This window comes from Methyloversatilis sp. XJ19-13 (assembly GCF_024580155.1).
GTDB lineage: Bacteria > Pseudomonadota > Gammaproteobacteria > Burkholderiales > Rhodocyclaceae > Methyloversatilis.
Genome location: NZ_JANINH010000006.1, coordinates 250245 through 265196, shown reverse-complemented (window position 1 = coordinate 265196; position 14952 = coordinate 250245). Strand labels below are relative to the sequence as shown.

Annotated in this window: 12 protein-coding genes; 9 read left to right on the top strand and 3 right to left on the bottom strand. The window is 66.9% G+C overall.

The window, feature by feature from the left end:
- Positions 1-64 precede the first annotated feature (64 nt).
- Positions 65-1066: a sensor histidine kinase gene (locus tag NMQ14_RS10600; protein WP_257095893.1), complete on the top strand. Its 1002-nt coding sequence runs from the start codon at positions 65-67 to the stop codon at positions 1064-1066.
- Entirely contained in the window at positions 1063-1848 is a 786-nt protein-coding gene (locus tag NMQ14_RS10595) for a LytTR family DNA-binding domain-containing protein (protein ID WP_257095891.1), read from the top strand. The genes NMQ14_RS10600 and NMQ14_RS10595 overlap by 4 nt, the downstream gene beginning before the upstream one ends.
- A 157-nt stretch (positions 1849-2005) precedes the next feature.
- On the opposite strand, the gene ppc is transcribed toward NMQ14_RS10595, so the two are convergent.
- Positions 2006-4789, bottom strand: coding sequence for a phosphoenolpyruvate carboxylase (gene ppc / locus NMQ14_RS10590; RefSeq protein ID WP_257096010.1), 2784 nt, complete (start codon positions 4787-4789; stop codon positions 2006-2008).
- Positions 4790-4971: 182 nt separating this feature from the next.
- On the opposite strand from ppc, the gene hemC reads away from it, so the two are divergent.
- From hemC to NMQ14_RS10555, 7 genes are all read left to right on the top strand, one after another.
- Positions 4972-5979 (top strand): hydroxymethylbilane synthase, encoded by a 1008-nt coding sequence (gene hemC, locus NMQ14_RS10585; RefSeq protein ID WP_257096007.1) that lies wholly within the window; start codon positions 4972-4974, stop codon positions 5977-5979.
- On the top strand, positions 5976-6779 hold the full coding sequence (locus tag NMQ14_RS10580) for a uroporphyrinogen-III synthase (RefSeq protein ID WP_257095889.1): 804 nt from the start codon (positions 5976-5978) through the stop codon (positions 6777-6779). The genes hemC and NMQ14_RS10580 overlap by 4 nt, the downstream gene beginning before the upstream one ends.
- On the top strand, positions 6776-7891 hold the full coding sequence (locus tag NMQ14_RS10575; protein WP_257095887.1) for a uroporphyrinogen-III C-methyltransferase: 1116 nt from the start codon (positions 6776-6778) through the stop codon (positions 7889-7891). The genes NMQ14_RS10580 and NMQ14_RS10575 overlap by 4 nt, the downstream gene beginning before the upstream one ends.
- Positions 7891-9054: a heme biosynthesis HemY N-terminal domain-containing protein gene (locus NMQ14_RS10570; protein WP_257095885.1), complete on the top strand. Its 1164-nt coding sequence runs from the start codon at positions 7891-7893 to the stop codon at positions 9052-9054. The genes NMQ14_RS10575 and NMQ14_RS10570 overlap by 1 nt, the downstream gene beginning before the upstream one ends.
- A gap of 52 nt (positions 9055-9106) precedes the next feature.
- The gene (locus NMQ14_RS10565; RefSeq protein ID WP_257095882.1) at positions 9107-10174 is read left to right on the top strand and encodes a YjgN family protein; all 1068 of its coding nucleotides are present in this window, start codon (positions 9107-9109) and stop codon (positions 10172-10174) included.
- Positions 10155-11204, top strand: a complete 1050-nt coding sequence (locus NMQ14_RS10560) for a M48 family metallopeptidase (RefSeq protein WP_257095879.1) — start codon at positions 10155-10157, stop codon at positions 11202-11204. The genes NMQ14_RS10565 and NMQ14_RS10560 overlap by 20 nt, the downstream gene beginning before the upstream one ends.
- An 80-nt stretch (positions 11205-11284) precedes the next feature.
- A complete protein-coding gene (locus NMQ14_RS10555; protein ID WP_257095877.1) occupies positions 11285-11950 on the top strand; it encodes an OmpW family protein in 666 nt (221 codons plus the stop codon).
- 635 nt (positions 11951-12585) lie between these two features.
- On the opposite strand, the gene hemF is transcribed toward NMQ14_RS10555, so the two are convergent.
- Entirely contained in the window at positions 12586-13509 is a 924-nt protein-coding gene (gene hemF, locus NMQ14_RS10550; protein WP_257095875.1) for an oxygen-dependent coproporphyrinogen oxidase, read from the bottom strand.
- Positions 13506-14768: a phosphoribosylamine--glycine ligase gene (gene purD, locus NMQ14_RS10545; RefSeq protein ID WP_257096005.1), complete on the bottom strand. Its 1263-nt coding sequence runs from the start codon at positions 14766-14768 to the stop codon at positions 13506-13508. The genes hemF and purD overlap by 4 nt, the downstream gene beginning before the upstream one ends.
- Positions 14769-14952: the final 184 nt, after the last annotated feature.

Sequence of the window (14952 nt, the reverse complement as noted above, 5' to 3'; positions counted from 1 at the left end):
GAAGCGTCGGAAAAAGGACTGCAAGTATAGGCCACCGGGCAGTCTGCCCGTGGCGGAGCGCCGCTTGAGGCCGTCGCGCGCGCCTGACTGGCGCAACCTGGGCGTGGTGCTGCGCACCGTGCTGCTGGTCAACGCACTCGCCGCCTTGGCGCTGCTGGCGCGCAACCGCAGCTGGGACGCGCTGCTGCTCGACGCCATGGAAATGGCGGCGCGGGTCGAACCGGCGCTGTTGATGTCGTTGCTGCTGCTGTATCTCGCGGCGCCGCTGTTCGCCCGCCTGCCGGTACGCGCCGGCTGGGCGCTCGTGGCGCTGTGCGCGCTCGTGTGTACCTTTCTAGCCGAAGCCATGACCGGCTGGGCGATCGAGGACATGAAGGCCTGGCCGGTGCGCGAGGCCCTGTGGGCGCTGCTCGCGTCGGCCGCGGCGATGGTCTATTTCACCGTGCAGGAGCGCGCGCTCGGCCCGGCCATCGCGCAGGCGCGTCTGATGGCGCTGTCGGCGCGCATCCGTCCGCACTTCCTGTTCAACAGCCTGAACGCCGTGCTGGGCATCATGCGCGAGGACCCGCGTCGGGCCGAACGGGCGCTCGAAGAACTGTCCGACCTGTTCCGCGTGCTGATGCGCGAAAACCGCGAACTGGTCACGCTGGGCGAGGAACTGGCGCTGTGCCGCCAGTACATGGCGCTGGAAAAGCTGCGTCTGGGCGACCGGCTCGGCGTGCTGTGGCAGACCGACGGCTGCCCGCCGGACGCCCGCGTGCCGCCGCTGATGCTGCAGCCGCTGCTCGAAAACGCGGTCTATCACGGGGTCGAGCCGATGGCCGGCAATGGCGAAGTCAGGGTCTGCGTGACGCGCAGCGGCAACGAAGTGGTGGTCGAGATCGACAATCCGGCGCCGCCGCGCGACGGCCGGATGGCGGCGCACGGCGGCGGCAACCGCATGGCGCTGGACAATATCCGTGAGCGGCTGATGCTGTTCTTCGACCTGGAAGCGCAGCTGGATGCCGGCGAACAGGATGGCCTGTACCGGGTGCGCATCCGCTTTCCTTATCGGGCGGCCACATGACCGACCGCCCGGCCGAACTGCGCGTCTTCATCGCCGACGACGAGGCGCCTGCCCGCCTGCGTCTGCGCGCCCTGTTGTCCGACATCGCACCCGAACTGCCCAATCGCGTGGTTGGCGAAGCAGCCAACGGGCATGAAGCGCTCGACGCGCTGCAGGCGCTGCCACCGCACGATGTGGCCGATCTGGCGCTGGTCGACATCCGCATGCCCGGCATGGATGGCATCGAACTGGCCGCGCACCTCGGCCGGCTGCCGGCGCCACCGACGCTGGTGTTCTGCACCGCCTACGACCAGTACGCGGTGCGTGCCTTCGAACTGAATGCGGTCGATTACCTGCTCAAGCCGGTGCGCGCCGCCCGTCTGCTCGATGCGCTACGCCGCGTGCCCGGCCGGGCGGTGCCGGCCGACGTCGTGCAGAGTCTGTTGCCCGGCGGACGCCTGCACCTGTCGTGCAGCGAACGCGGCCGCATCCTGCTGGTGCCGGTGCGCGATGTGCTGTATCTGCGCGCCGAGCTCAAGTACGTCACCGCGCGCACCGCCGAACGCGAATACCTGCTGGAGGAACCGCTGGCTGCGCTGGAGCAGGAATTCGCCAGCCGATTCGTGCGCATCCATCGCAGCTGCCTGGTCGCGCGCGATGCCGTGGTCGGTTTCGAGCAGGTGCGCGACGGCACCGACGGCCACTGGGCAGTCGTGCTGAAAAGCCTGGAAGAGCGCCTCCCGGTCAGCCGCCGGCAGTGGGCGCAGGTCAAGGCGGAATTCGCGGAGACGGGGCGCGGGTAAGGCGCCTGGGCTTCGGCAGGTGGTGGTTGTGGGCGAGGCGTCCGCCGAGGCCGTCTTTACAGGCGCCGCTCCCTCCGGAAATGTTCGCGCCGCACGGCGGCCGTCACTGCGTGGGCGGAGAGGACGGGCGGTAAATGTTGCTCGCAGCCCCTTTGGCTTATCCGCTGTTCCGCAGCGCCGCAGCCACGCCATTGATGGTCAGGTGGATCGACCGGCGTGTGCGTTCGTGGCGATTGCCGCTGCGGAAACGGCGCAGCAGTTCCACCTGCAGGTGATTCAGCGGCTCCATGTAGGGGAAGCGGTTGCGGATCGAGCGGGCGAGCAGCGGATTGGTGGACAGCAGTTCCGGCGCGCCGGTGATCTGGCTCACCGCCTCCAGCGTGGCCTGCCATTCCGCGCGGATGCGCGAAAAGATCGCGGTGCGCAGCGCTTCGTCCTCGACCAGTTCGGCGTAGCGGCTGGCGATCGCGATGTCGGTCTTCGACAGCACCATGTCGATATTGGAAATCAGCGTCGCGAAGAAGGGCCACTCGTGCACGATGGCCTGCAGCCGCGCCAGACCGTCGGCGTGCTTGGCGCGATATTCGTTCACCGCGGTGCCGAAGCCGTACCAGCCGGGCAGCATGAGGCGGCACTGTGACCACGAAAACACCCATGGAATCGCGCGCAGGTCCTCGATCTTCTGGCCCTTCTTGCGCGAGGCCGGGCGCGAGCCGATGTTCAGCTCGGCGATTTCCGAAATGACCGTCGACTCCCAGAAGTACTTCTCGAAACCTTCGGTTTCATAGACCAGACTGCGGTAGGCCTTGAAGGCATATCCGGACAGCTCTTCCATCGCATCGGTGAATTCCGGCGGCGCATCGCCTTCCCGCTTGCCCAGCAGGGTCGCCTCGAAGGTGGCAGCGGCCAGCACTTCCAGGTTGCGACGGCCGACATCCGGATTCGAGTACTTCGACGCGATCACCTCGCCCTGTTCGGTGACCCTGATCTGGCCCTGCACCGCGCCGGCCGGCTGCGCGAGGATGGCCTGGAAGCTCGGGCCGCCGCCCCGACCGACCGAACCGCCGCGGCCGTGGAACAGGCGCAGCCGGATGCCGTGCCGCTTGAACACCTGCACCAGCCGGGTTTCCGCCTTGTACAGTTCCCAGCCCGAAGTCAGGAAGCCGCCGTCCTTGTTCGAATCGGAATAGCCCAGCATCACTTCCTGCGTCGTCGAGCGGGCGTCGAGCAGCACGCGCCAGATCGGAATGGTGAAGATGCGGTCCATCACGCGCGGCGCATTGCGCAGGTCGCCGATGGTTTCGAACAGCGGAATGATGTTCATCGCGGCGCGTCGCTCATGCACGTTCAGCAGCCCGACTTCCTTCAGGATCAGCGCCACTTCCAGCATGTCCGACACGCCGTCGGCCTTGGAAATGATGTAGTTGGGCAGTGCTTCGGGGCCGTACAGCGCGTGCATCTGTGCCGCCGTGCGCGCGATCGCCAGCTCACCTTCGGTTTCTTCCGAAAACTGCATGAAGCTCGAGGTCAGCGGCCGCGGCGTGCCCAACTCGTTGATCAGGATTTCGATGCGCTGCTCTTCGCGCAGCTCGAGGTAGTTGTTGCACACGTGCGCGTTGGCGAGCAGTTCGGCGATCACGCGTTCATGCACATCCGAGTTCTGCCGCAGGTCGAGCGCGGCCAGATGAAAGCCGAACACGCGTGCCGCATGGCGCAGGCGGCGCAGCCGGCCGCGCGCGATCAGGCGCGACTTGTGGCCGATCAGCGAATCGTGGATCACGTCGAGGTCGCGCACGAATTCGGCGGCCGTGCGATAGGGGTCGGCGTCGCCGACCGCCTTCCAAAGCGCTTCGTGCTGGTCGAGCGTGCGCGCGGTGGCGGCCAGCCGGGCATAGATGCCGGCCAGCGCGCGCCGGTACAGTTCGTCCTCTCGGTGCGGCGACTTGTCCGGTGCGGTGGCGGCCAGTACGCGCAGTTCGTCACTGACATTGTTCAGCATCATGGTCGAACACAGGTCGGTGTCGAGGATGTGCACCTGGGTCAGGTAATAGTCGAGCGCGCGGGCCGACTGCACGCGCAGCGTCGAGCGCAGCACGTCGGCCGTGACGAACGGGTTGCCGTCGCGGTCGCCGCCGATCCACGAACCCATGCGCAGGAAGCTGCCGATGTCGCGCTTGTGCTCCGGGAAGGCCGCTTCGAGCTGGTCCTCGACTGCGTTGTAGACGCGCGGCAATTCGCGCAGGAAGGTGTAGTCGTAGAAGGACAGTCCGTTGATCACCTCGTCGGCGACCGACAGGCGCGTGCGCCGCAGCATGCGCGTCTGCCACAGCGAAGTGATGGTGCGCCGCACCGCTTCGTCGTGGTCGGCCAGTTCTTCAGGGGTCAGGCGGGTGCGGTCGCGCTCATCGATCAGCCGCGCAATCTTCATTTCCTGACTGAGGATGCTCTTGCGCTGCACCTCGGTCGGGTGGGCGGTCAGCACCGGCACCACCAGCGCGTCGCGGAAGAAGCCGATGATTTCCTCAGCCGGTACCTTGGCGTCGAGCGCCTTGCCCAGGGCATTGGCCAGCGTGCCGGGCCGCGGTGCGTCGCCGGCGATGGCGTGCGCCCGGGCGCGCCGGATGTGATGCTGATCCTCTGCGATATTGGCCAGATGCAGGAAGTAGCTGAAGGCGCGCACCACGATGATGGTGTCGTCGTCACTCAATCCGTTCAGCAGCTTCGCCAGTTCTGCGCGCGCTTCGAGGTCGTCATCCCGGCGGAAGCGCACGCACAGCTGGCGCACGTTCTCGATGATTTCGAACATGCGGCTGCCTTCCTGTTCGCGCACCACGTCGCCCAGCATGCGGCCAAGCAGGCGGATGTCGTCGAACAGCGGCTGGTCCTTGTCGTGTGCGGCGCGTTCGTGCGTCGCAACGGGCGTCTGGGCCTGTTGATTCACGTGCAATCCTTCCAGAAGATCGGTCAGGTCGGGAACGACGCCGCCGGCCTGCATTGGCAGGGCGGTGCGTTCCATTCAGGGCTGCTAGAATCCGAGGCCGTTTCGCGCGCTGCCTGCAGGAGCCGGTGGGGCTCCTGATCACGCTGGCGCGCGGTGTGTTCACCTCACGCCCCTTATCCCTCATGGACTACCCGGCCGGCCTGGAGAACGTGATTTCGGATCTGTCGAATCCCGTCCCGCAGCATGAAACCCAAGCTTACCCGAAGCCCGCGCGCATCGTGATTGCCTCTCGCGAATCGCGACTCGCGATGTGGCAGGCGGAACACGTGCGTGACAGATTGTCCGCCCTGTACCCCGGCACCCAGGTCGACATACTGGGCATGACCACTCGCGGCGACCAGATTCTCGATCGTCCGCTGGCCAAGGTCGGCGGCAAGGGCCTGTTCGTCAAGGAGCTCGAAGCCGCGTTGCTCGAGGGGCGCGCCGATCTGGCGGTGCATTCGATGAAGGACGTGCCGATGACACTGGCCGACGAATTCGCGCTGGTGGCCACGCTGGAGCGCGAAACGCCTCAGGATGCCTTCGTGTCGTCGCGCTACGCCAATCTTGACGAATTGCCGCCGGGTGCCGTGGTCGGTACATCCAGTCTGCGCCGCGAAGCGCAGCTGCGCGCCCACTTTCCTTATCTCGCCGTGACCAGCCTGCGCGGCAATCTCGATACTCGGCTGCGCAAGCTCGACGAAGGGCAGTACGACGCGATCATCCTGGCGGCCGCCGGGCTGAAGCGGCTCGGCCTCGGTGGTCGCATCCGCGCAACCATTCCGGTCGAGCTGTCGCTGCCGGCCGCCGGGCAGGGCGCGCTCGGCATCGAGGCGCTGTCGTCGCGACCGGAAGTGGCGGCCTGGCTGGCACCGCTGGTGTGCGGGCCGTCGCAGGCCTGTGTGCGCGCCGAACGGTCGGTGTCGCGTGCACTGGCCGGATCCTGTGAAGTGCCGCTGGCCGCCTATTGCGTGGTCGATGGCGGTGCGCTGTGGCTGCGCGCCCGGGTCGCCCTGCCGGATGGCACGCGCATCGCCGCCGCCGAAGTGCGCGGCAACATCGCCCAGCCGGACGAACTGGCAGCCGAATGTGTGGCACTGCTGCGTGCCGACGGTGCGCAGGACATCCTCAACGCCCTGGACACTCGATGACCGGGGCAGGCAGCGCGCTGGCCGGACGCCGTGTGCTGGTCACCCGCCCGCGCACCCAGGCGGCCGCGCTGGGCGAGGCGATTCGCGCAGCCGGCGGTGAGCCGCTGCTGCTGCCGCTGATCGACATCGAGCCGCTGGACGATGTGCAGGCGGTCGCCGACGCCGCCGGCCGGCTCGACACGCTCGCGCTGGCCATCTTCGTCAGCGCGAACGCGGTGGCGCATACGCTCGACGTGATGCTGCCGCTGCGCCCGTGGCCACCGGATCTCGCGGCGGCCACCATCGGCGAGCAGTCGGCGCAGGCGCTGCGGGCGCGCGGCATACCTCGGGTCATCGTGCCGCATGGGCGCTCCGACTCCGAGGCGCTGCTGGCATTGCCGGAACTGTCGGCCGCCGTGCTGTCGGGCCGCCAGGTACTGATCTTCCGCGGCGACGGCGGCCGCGAACTGCTCGGCGACACGCTGCGCGAGCGCGGCGCATCGGTTGACCACGTCACCTGTTACCGTCGACGTGCGCCGACCGAGGGCGCCGCCATGCTGCACGAGGCGGTGATGGCCGGCCGGCTGCATGCGCTGACCCTTACCTCGTCCGAATCGGTGCGCAATCTGCGCGCGCTCGCGACACCGGATTGTTTCGAGCGGCTGAGTGGCTTGCCGCTGTTTGTGCCGCATGCGCGCATCGCCGAACAGGCAGCGGAACAAGGTTTCACGCGGGTGATCGAGACGGCCGCCAGCGACGCCGGCCTGATGATCGGTCTGACCGACTATTTTTCGCAGTACGCCTCCACCGAATCGACATGACAGACCCGTCCCCGAATTCCGCAACACCGATGCCGTCCGCAGTGAGCCCCGAACGGACCGACGTCCCGCCCGGGGCCGCACCCGATTCGCGGGCCGCGCGCGAAACCCGCCTGCCGGGCTGGCTGCTGCCGGTGGTCGTGTTCGTGCTGATCGTGTTCGGCCTGCTCAGCTTCTTCATGGTGCAGCGCATGCGCGTGCTCGAAGCCGAACTGAACAAGCGGGTGGCGGCCGTCGGCGCGCAGGCGGTTGAAGCGAGCCGCGCGAACGAACAGGGTGCCGAAGGCATGGCCAGCCATGGCGAGCGACTGGGCAGCCAGGAAGCGCAGCTGTCCGAGCTGCGCGCGCGCATCGAGGCCTACGAATTTCTGGCGGACGATCTGGTGCGCACCTACGACGAGCGCGCACTGGCCGAGGTCGAACATGCGCTGGTGCTCGGCCAGCAGCAGCTGCAGCTGGCCGGAGACGCCAAGCTGGCGCTCAGGGCACTGTCCGGCGCCGAAGCACAGCTGGCGCGCAGCGACACCGGCCGCTATCTGCCGCTGCGGCGCGCCATGGCCAATGACATGGAACGCCTGCGGCGCGCACCGATGGCCGATCTGGCCGGGCAGGCGCTGCGCATCGACACCTTGCTGGCCGCCATCGACACGCTGCCGCTGGCTTTCGAGCGTTCGCCGTCGGAACCGCCGGCGACTCCTGCCACGCCGGTTGCCGACACGTCCTTCGTCGAGCGCCTGCTGCAGGACATCTGGGGCGAATTCCGTCAGCTGGTGCGGATCGAGCGGCTGGATCGCCCGGATCCGGTGCTGCTGGCGCCGTCGCACAGCTTTTTCCTGCGCGAGAACCTGAAACTTCGCCTGGTCAATGCGCGTATCGCGCTGCTGCAGCGCAATGGTGCGATCTGGCGGGAAGACATCCGGCTGGCGCGCGAGTGGGTGGAGCGCTACTTCGACACCCGCGCGCGCGCCACCGAGAACGCATTGACCACTTTGCGCCAGCTCGGCATGGTGGATCCCGGCGAAGCGCTGCCCGACCTGAACGAATCGATGAGTGCGCTGGCGCAGCTGAAAGCCAGTCGCCAGCGCGTGCCGGTCGTGCGCGAGGGGGCGAACTGATGGTGCGCCTGCTGCTCTGGCTGCTCGGCCTGTGCGTGCTGGCGGTCGGCCTGGTGATCGCGGCGCGCGAGAATGACGGCTTCGTGCTGCTGCAGTGGTCGCCCTGGCGCATCGAGCTGTCGCTGAATTTCTTCATCGTCGTGCTGTTGCTGGGCGTGGCCGCGCTGTACAGCCTGTTCCATTTCGTCGACGGTCTGCTGCGCATGCCGGCGCGCGCGCGGCGCTACCGCCTGCGTCAGCGCCGTCAGCGCGCGGTCACCGCGCTGCGCGATTCGGCACGGCTGTACTTCGAAGGCCGTTACGGCCAGGCGCAGCGCAGTGCCCGGGTGGCGGTCGAAGGCGGCGAGTCACCCGGGCTGGCGGCCTTGATCGGTGCCCGCGCGGCGCATGAAATGCGCGAGTCCGATCAGGTCGACGACTGGCTCGCCCAGGCGGCGCAGCATGACGATCTTCGCACCGCCCGCCTGATGACCGAAGCAGGCATCCTGACCGACCGACGCGATTTCGCCGATGCCCTCACCCGCATTGACGCGCTGCAGTCCGGCGGGCAACGCCATGTTGCGGCATTGCGGCTGGCGATGCGCGCGCGCCGCGGGCTGGGCGACTGGGTCGGCCTGCTGCGCGTGGTACGCCTGCTCCAGAAGCATCGTGCGCTGACGCCGGAGCAGGCCGCACCGGTGCGCCGACAGGCGCACATGGGTGCGCTGCGTGAGGCCGACCCGGCTGATCTTGACGCCTACTGGCGCGACTTGCCCGCGCTTGAGCGGGAAGATGCACAGGTGGTACGCGCCATGTGCGAAGCACTGATCGCCGATGGACAGCAAACGCAGGCGCGCAAGCTGATCGAGGCGCAACTCGACCGCGAATGGGATTCCGCGCTGGTCGTGCTGTACGCGGAAACGGACGGCAGCGATGTGCAGGCCCGCATCGGTCGCGCCGAAGCGTGGTTGCGCGTGCATCCGGGGGACGCCGGCCTGTTGCTGGCGCTGGGCCGGCTGTGCCGCACGCAGCAGCTGTGGGGCAAGGCACAGAGCTATCTCGAAGCGGCTCTGGCCGTGCAGCCGACGCGCGGCGTGCATGTCGAACTGGCGCTGCTGCACGAACACCTCGACCGCGGCGAGGATGCGCGCAGTCATTTCCGATCGGCTGCGCTGATGGGTTGAATCGTCATGCCATCTGGCATGATTGGGTCATCCCGCTTTTTGCCCATCCATCATGAACAACCCGTTTGGACACGCCCCGGCCGAAGCGGCCGGCGGCAACCCCTTCGCAGCCGGCTCGCCGGCGCTGCAGCGCGAGCCGGTCTCGTTTTCCGGACGCGGTGGCGAGTACTTCGGCATCTGGATCGTCAATCTGGTGCTGACGCTGCTCACGCTCGGCATCTATTCGGCCTGGGCCAAGGTCAGGCGGCTGCAGTATTTCTACCGCCACACGACGCTCGGCGGCGCGGCCTTCGATTATCACGGCGATCCACGCGCCATCCTCAAGGGCCGGGTCATCGGCTTCATACTGCTGCTGGCCTACAACGTGTCGTTCCAGTTTTCCATCATCGCCGGCATCGCGGTGGCCGTTGCGCTGGCGGCCGTCATGCCGGTGCTGCTGATGCGCTCGCTGCGCTTCCGGGCGCATTACTCCAGCTGGCGCGGCCTTCGCTTCGGTTTCGACGGTGATAGCGGCGGCGCCTATTCGGTGTTCCTGAAGTGGCCGATCTTCAGCGTGCTGACGCTGTATCTGCTGGGACCGATGTGGCACCAGCGCATGAAGGCCTACCAGTTCAATCACGCGCGCTTCGGCGGTGCGCACTTCGCCATCGACGCGCCGGTGGGCGTCTACTATCGCATCTATGGCGCGGCGATCGCGGTCGTGCTTGTTGGAATGGCGGCCATCGGTGCGCTGCTCGGGACACTGGCCGACGGCAATCCGGCGGTATTCGCGCTGGCGCCGCTGCTGTTCATCCTGCTGCTGCTGTTCGTCCAGCCCTATCTGTCGGCACGCCTGCAGAACCTGGTGTGGAACCACATGAAACTTGACGGTCACCGTTTCGAATCGACGGTCAGTGCGCGCAGGCTGTACGGGATCATGCTGACCAACCTGATCGGCGTGATATGCACGCTCGGCCTGTTCATGCCATTTGCGGCCATCCGCCTGGCGCGCTACCGGCTGCAGAGCGTCACGATGCTGTGCGCTGGTCCGCTCGATGATTTCATCGCCGGGCAGGCGCAGGACGCCGCCGCCACCGGCGAGGAGGCGGCAGACCTGTTCGATGTCGACATCGCCCTCTGATCCGGTGACCGACGTCGCCGCGTTGTACTTTGACGGCCGCAGCGCGCGGGCGCACGTTGTCACGCTGGGCGTGACCGATGGCGTGCTGCATGTCGAAGGCGACCAGGTGTCGCGCAGCGAGCCGCTCCCTGCACTGCGCGTGTCCGAGCCGATGGGCGATGCCGCGCGCCTGATCAGCTTTGCCGATGGCGCCCACCTGGAAGTGCGCGACCATGCCGCCTTGGCGCGACTGCTCGAGGCCACCGGCCATCGTGATGCGGCCGTCGTGCGCTGGGCGTTCCAGCCGCGCATGGTGGTGATAGTGCTGTCGGCGTTGCTGCTGTCGGTCTGGCTCATCATGCAGTACGGACTGCCCTGGGCCGCCCGTGTCAGCGCGCCGCTGGTGCCCGACAGTGCGATGACCGCGCTGTCGGAACGCACGCTCGAATGGCTGGACCAGTCGCTGACCCGTCCGACGACCTTGCCGCCGGCGCGCCAGCAGGCGCTGCGCGAGGCGCTTTCGTCGGTGGCGTCGGTCGATGGTCAGCCCATCGCGCATACGCTGCTGTTCCGCAGCAGCGGGCAACTGGGTGCGAATGCCTTTGCGCTGCCCGACGGTACGCTCATCGTCACCGACGAACTGATTGCGCTGGCCGGGGCTGACGCGCCGGTACTGGCCGTGCTGACACACGAACTGGGGCATGTGCAGCAGCGCCACGGCGTGCGCATGCTGCTGCAGGGCTCGGTGACCGCACTGTTCATGGCCTGGTATCTGGGCGACATCAGCAGTCTGCTGGCCACCGCTCCGACGGCGCTGGTACAGGCGGGCTATTCGCGCGACATGGAACGCGAAGCCGACGATTTCGCCGTGAAACTGCTCCGCACACGCGGACAGTCCCCCGAATTGCTGGCTGGCATGCTCGAGAAGCTGGCCGCCGCGCACGGTGATGACAGCGCGAGCCGTTCCGGGCCAATGGGCTGGTTGTCCAGCCATCCGGATACCGCCGAACGCATCGCGCGGCTGCGCGGCGAGGACTTCATCATCCATTGACCCTGATCAAAGTAGGGCTTTGACGTCTTGAGGATACTCCCGCTACCAAATTCGGATTTCAGTTCTCGGGAGTAACAAAAATGAAGGCGATCAAGTGGGTGGGTGTGGCAGCGCTGACGGCCGTGGCAGGCGTTGCGCAAGCGGCCGATGAAGGAAACTGGATGGTGCGCGCGCGGGTACTGCACATGAACCCGCACAACGGCAATGGCGGCGGTCTGGTCGGCGCTGGCGCCCTTCCCGATGTCGAAGCCGAGAGCAAGGTGTTCCCGGAAATCGACATCAGCTACTTCTTCACCAAGAACATCGCTGCCGAGCTGATCCTGACATACCCGCAAAAACATGACATCGATCTGGATGGCCTGGGCAAGATCGGTTCGGTCAAGCATCTGCCGCCGACGCTGACGCTGCAGTACCACTTCAATCCGGAAGGTACGATCCGTCCCTATGTGGGTGCGGGCATCAACTACACGCGTTTCAGCAGCGTCGATCTGGATGCGAACCTCGCGGTTGCCGGAACGACCGGGTTGCCGCTTCGCATTGATCGCAGCAGCTTTGGCTGGGCGCTCCAGGTCGGAGCAGATTACAAGCTCGCGGACCAATGGTTCTTCAACGTCGATGTGAAGTACGTGACCATCAGTACCGACATCCATGTCCGGAACGATGCAGTGGCCTTGCAGGGCCAGAAGGTAAGCAAGCTGGATATCGATCCGCTGCTGGTGTCGGTCGGCATCGGTTATCGCTTCTGAGTTGTAGCGCCTGACTGACGGCAAAGGGCCAAAAGCCCGAACGCCGGCAGGCAGGATGAGGGTCTGTCGACCATGCACCGTGAGACACGATGCATGGTCGACAGACCCTGATGAGTTCTTCCTGTGGTCCCGGTTCGGGCGCCTTTGAGGTGCCCGTTTTTTTGCATGTTGAACGCGTCGGGCCGGGGCGGGGCGGGGCGGTGAGGCAGACCTGTGGGAAGCGGTGAACGCCGCGAACGGGCGCGTGATCCGCTTCCACAGCGATCGCGCCGCGCATTCGCCGGCAGGGGTTGCAGTTTTCATTGCGGCAGGTGTTGGGCATCGCTGCGCTCACCCCAACCTACTTGCCGTACTTCGTAGGTTGGGGTGAGCGCAGCGATGCCCAACACCGGGCCGGAAGCAGTGCTTGCCGAATTTGCTTGTTGAACGGAGGCTGGCTTTGCACACAGCCAGCCTGTTCGGCATGCGCTGCGAAACCCCGATGAAACGGAGGCTGGCTTTGCATAGCCAGCCCGTTCGGCAGGCGCAGCGCGTGCGCTGCGAAACCCCTGCCTCACCCCCCCGCTACATCCACGGGTCGCTTTGCACGGCGGCCCGGTTCCGCGGGCGCGAAGCAGTGCTTCGCGAAACCGCCGCTACACCCACTCCCTTGGGGGCAGGAAGTCGGTGTAGAGCTTTGCTTCCGGCGAGCCCGGTTCCGGGTGCCAGTCGTAGCGCCACTTCACGATCGGCGGCATCGACATCAGGATGGATTCGGTGCGGCCGCCCGACTGCAGTCCGAACAGCGTGCCGCGGTCGAATACGAGGTTGAATTCGACATAGCGGCCGCGCCGGTAGGCCTGGAAGTCGCGTTCGCGTTCGCCGTAGGGCACATCGCGGCGGCGCTCGACGATGGGCAGATAGGCAGCGAGGAAGGCGTCTCCGACCGCCTGAATCACACCCCAGCCGTGGTCGAAGCTGACTTCGCCATCGGCACCGAGGTCATCGAAGAACACGCCGCCGATGCCGCGCGCCTCCTTGCGGTGCTTCAGATGGAAGTACTCATCGCACCACTGCTTGTAGCGTGCGTGGGTGTCGGCACCGAACGGGGCCAGTGCGTCGCGGCAGGTGCGGTGGAAGTGCGCGGCGTCTTCTTCGAAGCCGTAGTAGGGCGTGAGGTCCATGCCGCCGCCGAACCAGGACACCGCATCGCCGGACGGCGGCTGCGCAGTGAAGAAGCGCACGTTCAGGTGCACCGTCGGGATGTAGGGGTTGCGCGGGTGAAGCACCAGCGACACGCCCATGGCCTCGAACGAGGCGCCGGCCAGTTCCGGTCGGTTAGCCGAGGCCGACGGCGGCAGGTTGGGGCCGCGCACATGCGAGAAATTGCAGCCGCCGCGCTCGAATACATTGCCTTCTTCGACCAGCCGCGTACGCCCGTCGCCCTGCAGGCGCTCTTCCGGGCCACGCACCCAGCCGTCAGTGATGAAGGGCTTGCCGTCCGCCGCCTGCAGACCGTTGATGATGCGGTCCTGCAGACCGAGCAGCCAGCTGCGTACCCTCTCTGCGCGCGCGCTCATCGCCGTGACGCCCGGTAGCCGATGTCGCGGCGGAACTGCATGCCGGCGAACTGCACCTTGTCGCACAGCAAGTAGGCGGCACGCTGCGCCTGCTTCACCGTGTCGCCCAGCGCGGTCACGCACAGCACACGCCCGCCGGCGGTCACGACCTGACCGTCCTGCGCCGACGTGCCTGCGTGGAAGACATGGCTTTCCGCCGTGTCCGGCGGCAGTCCGCTGATGGCGTCACCCTTGCGCGGCGCATCCGGATAGCCGGCAGAGGCCATGACCACGCCGAGGGCGACGCGGCGGTCCCAGTCGGTGTGCGCTTCGGACAGTCGGTTTTCCAGCGCGGCTTCCATCAGGTCGACCAGGTCAGTCTTCAGCCGCATCATGATGGGCTGGGTTTCCGGGTCGCCCATGCGACAGTTGAATTCAAGCACCTTGACGTCTCCATCCGGTGAAATCATCAGGCCGGCATACAGGAAGCCGGTGAAAGGCAGTCCATCCAGCGCCATGCCGGTCAGCACCGGCTGGATCACCTCGCGCATCACGCGAGCGTGTATTTCCGGCGTGACCACCGGCGCCGGTGAATAGGCGCCCATGCCGCCGGTATTCGGGCCGGCATCGCCGTCGAGCAGACGCTTGTGATCCTGGCTGGTGGCCAGCGGCAGCGCGGTCACGCCATCGCACATGGCGATGAAGCTCGCTTCTTCGCCCTGCAGGAATTCCTCGATCACGACGCGCGACCGGCCGCTCTCGTTGTCGGCGAGCATCATGCCGATGGCGCCGTGCGCCTCGGTCAGCGTCATGGCCACCACCACGCCCTTGCCGGCGGCAAGCCCGTCGGCCTTGATGACGATGGGTGCGCCCATTGCATCGACATAGGCGTGCGCAGCGGCTGCATCGGTGAAGGTTTCGTAGCGCGCCGTGGGAATGCTGGCGCGGACCATGAACTGCTTGGCGAAGTCCTTCGAGCTTTCAAGCTGGGCGGCCTTGCGGGTCGGACCGAAGATCTTCAGGCCGCGCACCCGGAAACAATCGACCACACCGGCGGCCAGCGCCGCTTCCGGGCCGACCACGGTGAAGGCGATGTTCTCGCCTTCGACGAAGTTGATCAGTTCGGTGAAATCGGTGATCGGCAGATTTTCCAGACCGGGTTCGAGCGCCGTACCGGCGTTGCCGGGCGCGACATAGACCTTCTGAACACGCGGACTTTGCGACAGCTTCCAGGCTATCGCGTGTTCGCGTCCGCCTGAACCGATGACCAGCAGCTTCATGATGCGTCCTTCTTCAATGCGTATGCCGACCTGCGGCCGGAAATCGTGGCACATCTGTTTTCCGTGGCCCGGCGCGCCGCCCGCCGGGCCGCCCCAAGGGCGGCGCAGCCCCCACGGTGGGGGTGAAGCCGGGGTTGCGCAGCGCATGTGCTGCGCCGGCAGAACGGGGCGGCTGTGCACAGCC

Excerpts from the sequence above, each read along its gene's own strand:
- NMQ14_RS10580 (WP_257095889.1), top strand. The coding sequence starts at position 5,976 with ATGACCGGGGCAGGCAGCGCGCTGGCCGGACGCCGTGTGCTGGTCACC.
- NMQ14_RS10570 (WP_257095885.1), top strand. The coding sequence starts at position 7,891 with ATGGTGCGCCTGCTGCTCTGGCTGCTCGGCCTGTGCGTGCTGGCGGTC.
- NMQ14_RS10560 (WP_257095879.1), top strand. The coding sequence starts at position 10,155 with ATGTCGACATCGCCCTCTGATCCGGTGACCGACGTCGCCGCGTTGTAC.
- hemF (WP_257095875.1), bottom strand. The coding sequence starts at position 13,509 with ATGAGCGCGCGCGCAGAGAGGGTACGCAGCTGGCTGCTCGGTCTGCAG.
- NMQ14_RS10575 (WP_257095887.1), top strand. The coding sequence starts at position 6,776 with ATGACAGACCCGTCCCCGAATTCCGCAACACCGATGCCGTCCGCAGTG.
- NMQ14_RS10565 (WP_257095882.1), top strand. The coding sequence starts at position 9,107 with ATGAACAACCCGTTTGGACACGCCCCGGCCGAAGCGGCCGGCGGCAAC.
- NMQ14_RS10595 (WP_257095891.1), top strand. The coding sequence starts at position 1,063 with ATGACCGACCGCCCGGCCGAACTGCGCGTCTTCATCGCCGACGACGAG.
- purD (WP_257096005.1), bottom strand. The coding sequence starts at position 14,768 with ATGAAGCTGCTGGTCATCGGTTCAGGCGGACGCGAACACGCGATAGCC.
- hemC (WP_257096007.1), top strand. The coding sequence starts at position 4,972 with ATGGACTACCCGGCCGGCCTGGAGAACGTGATTTCGGATCTGTCGAAT.
- NMQ14_RS10555 (WP_257095877.1), top strand. The coding sequence starts at position 11,285 with ATGAAGGCGATCAAGTGGGTGGGTGTGGCAGCGCTGACGGCCGTGGCA.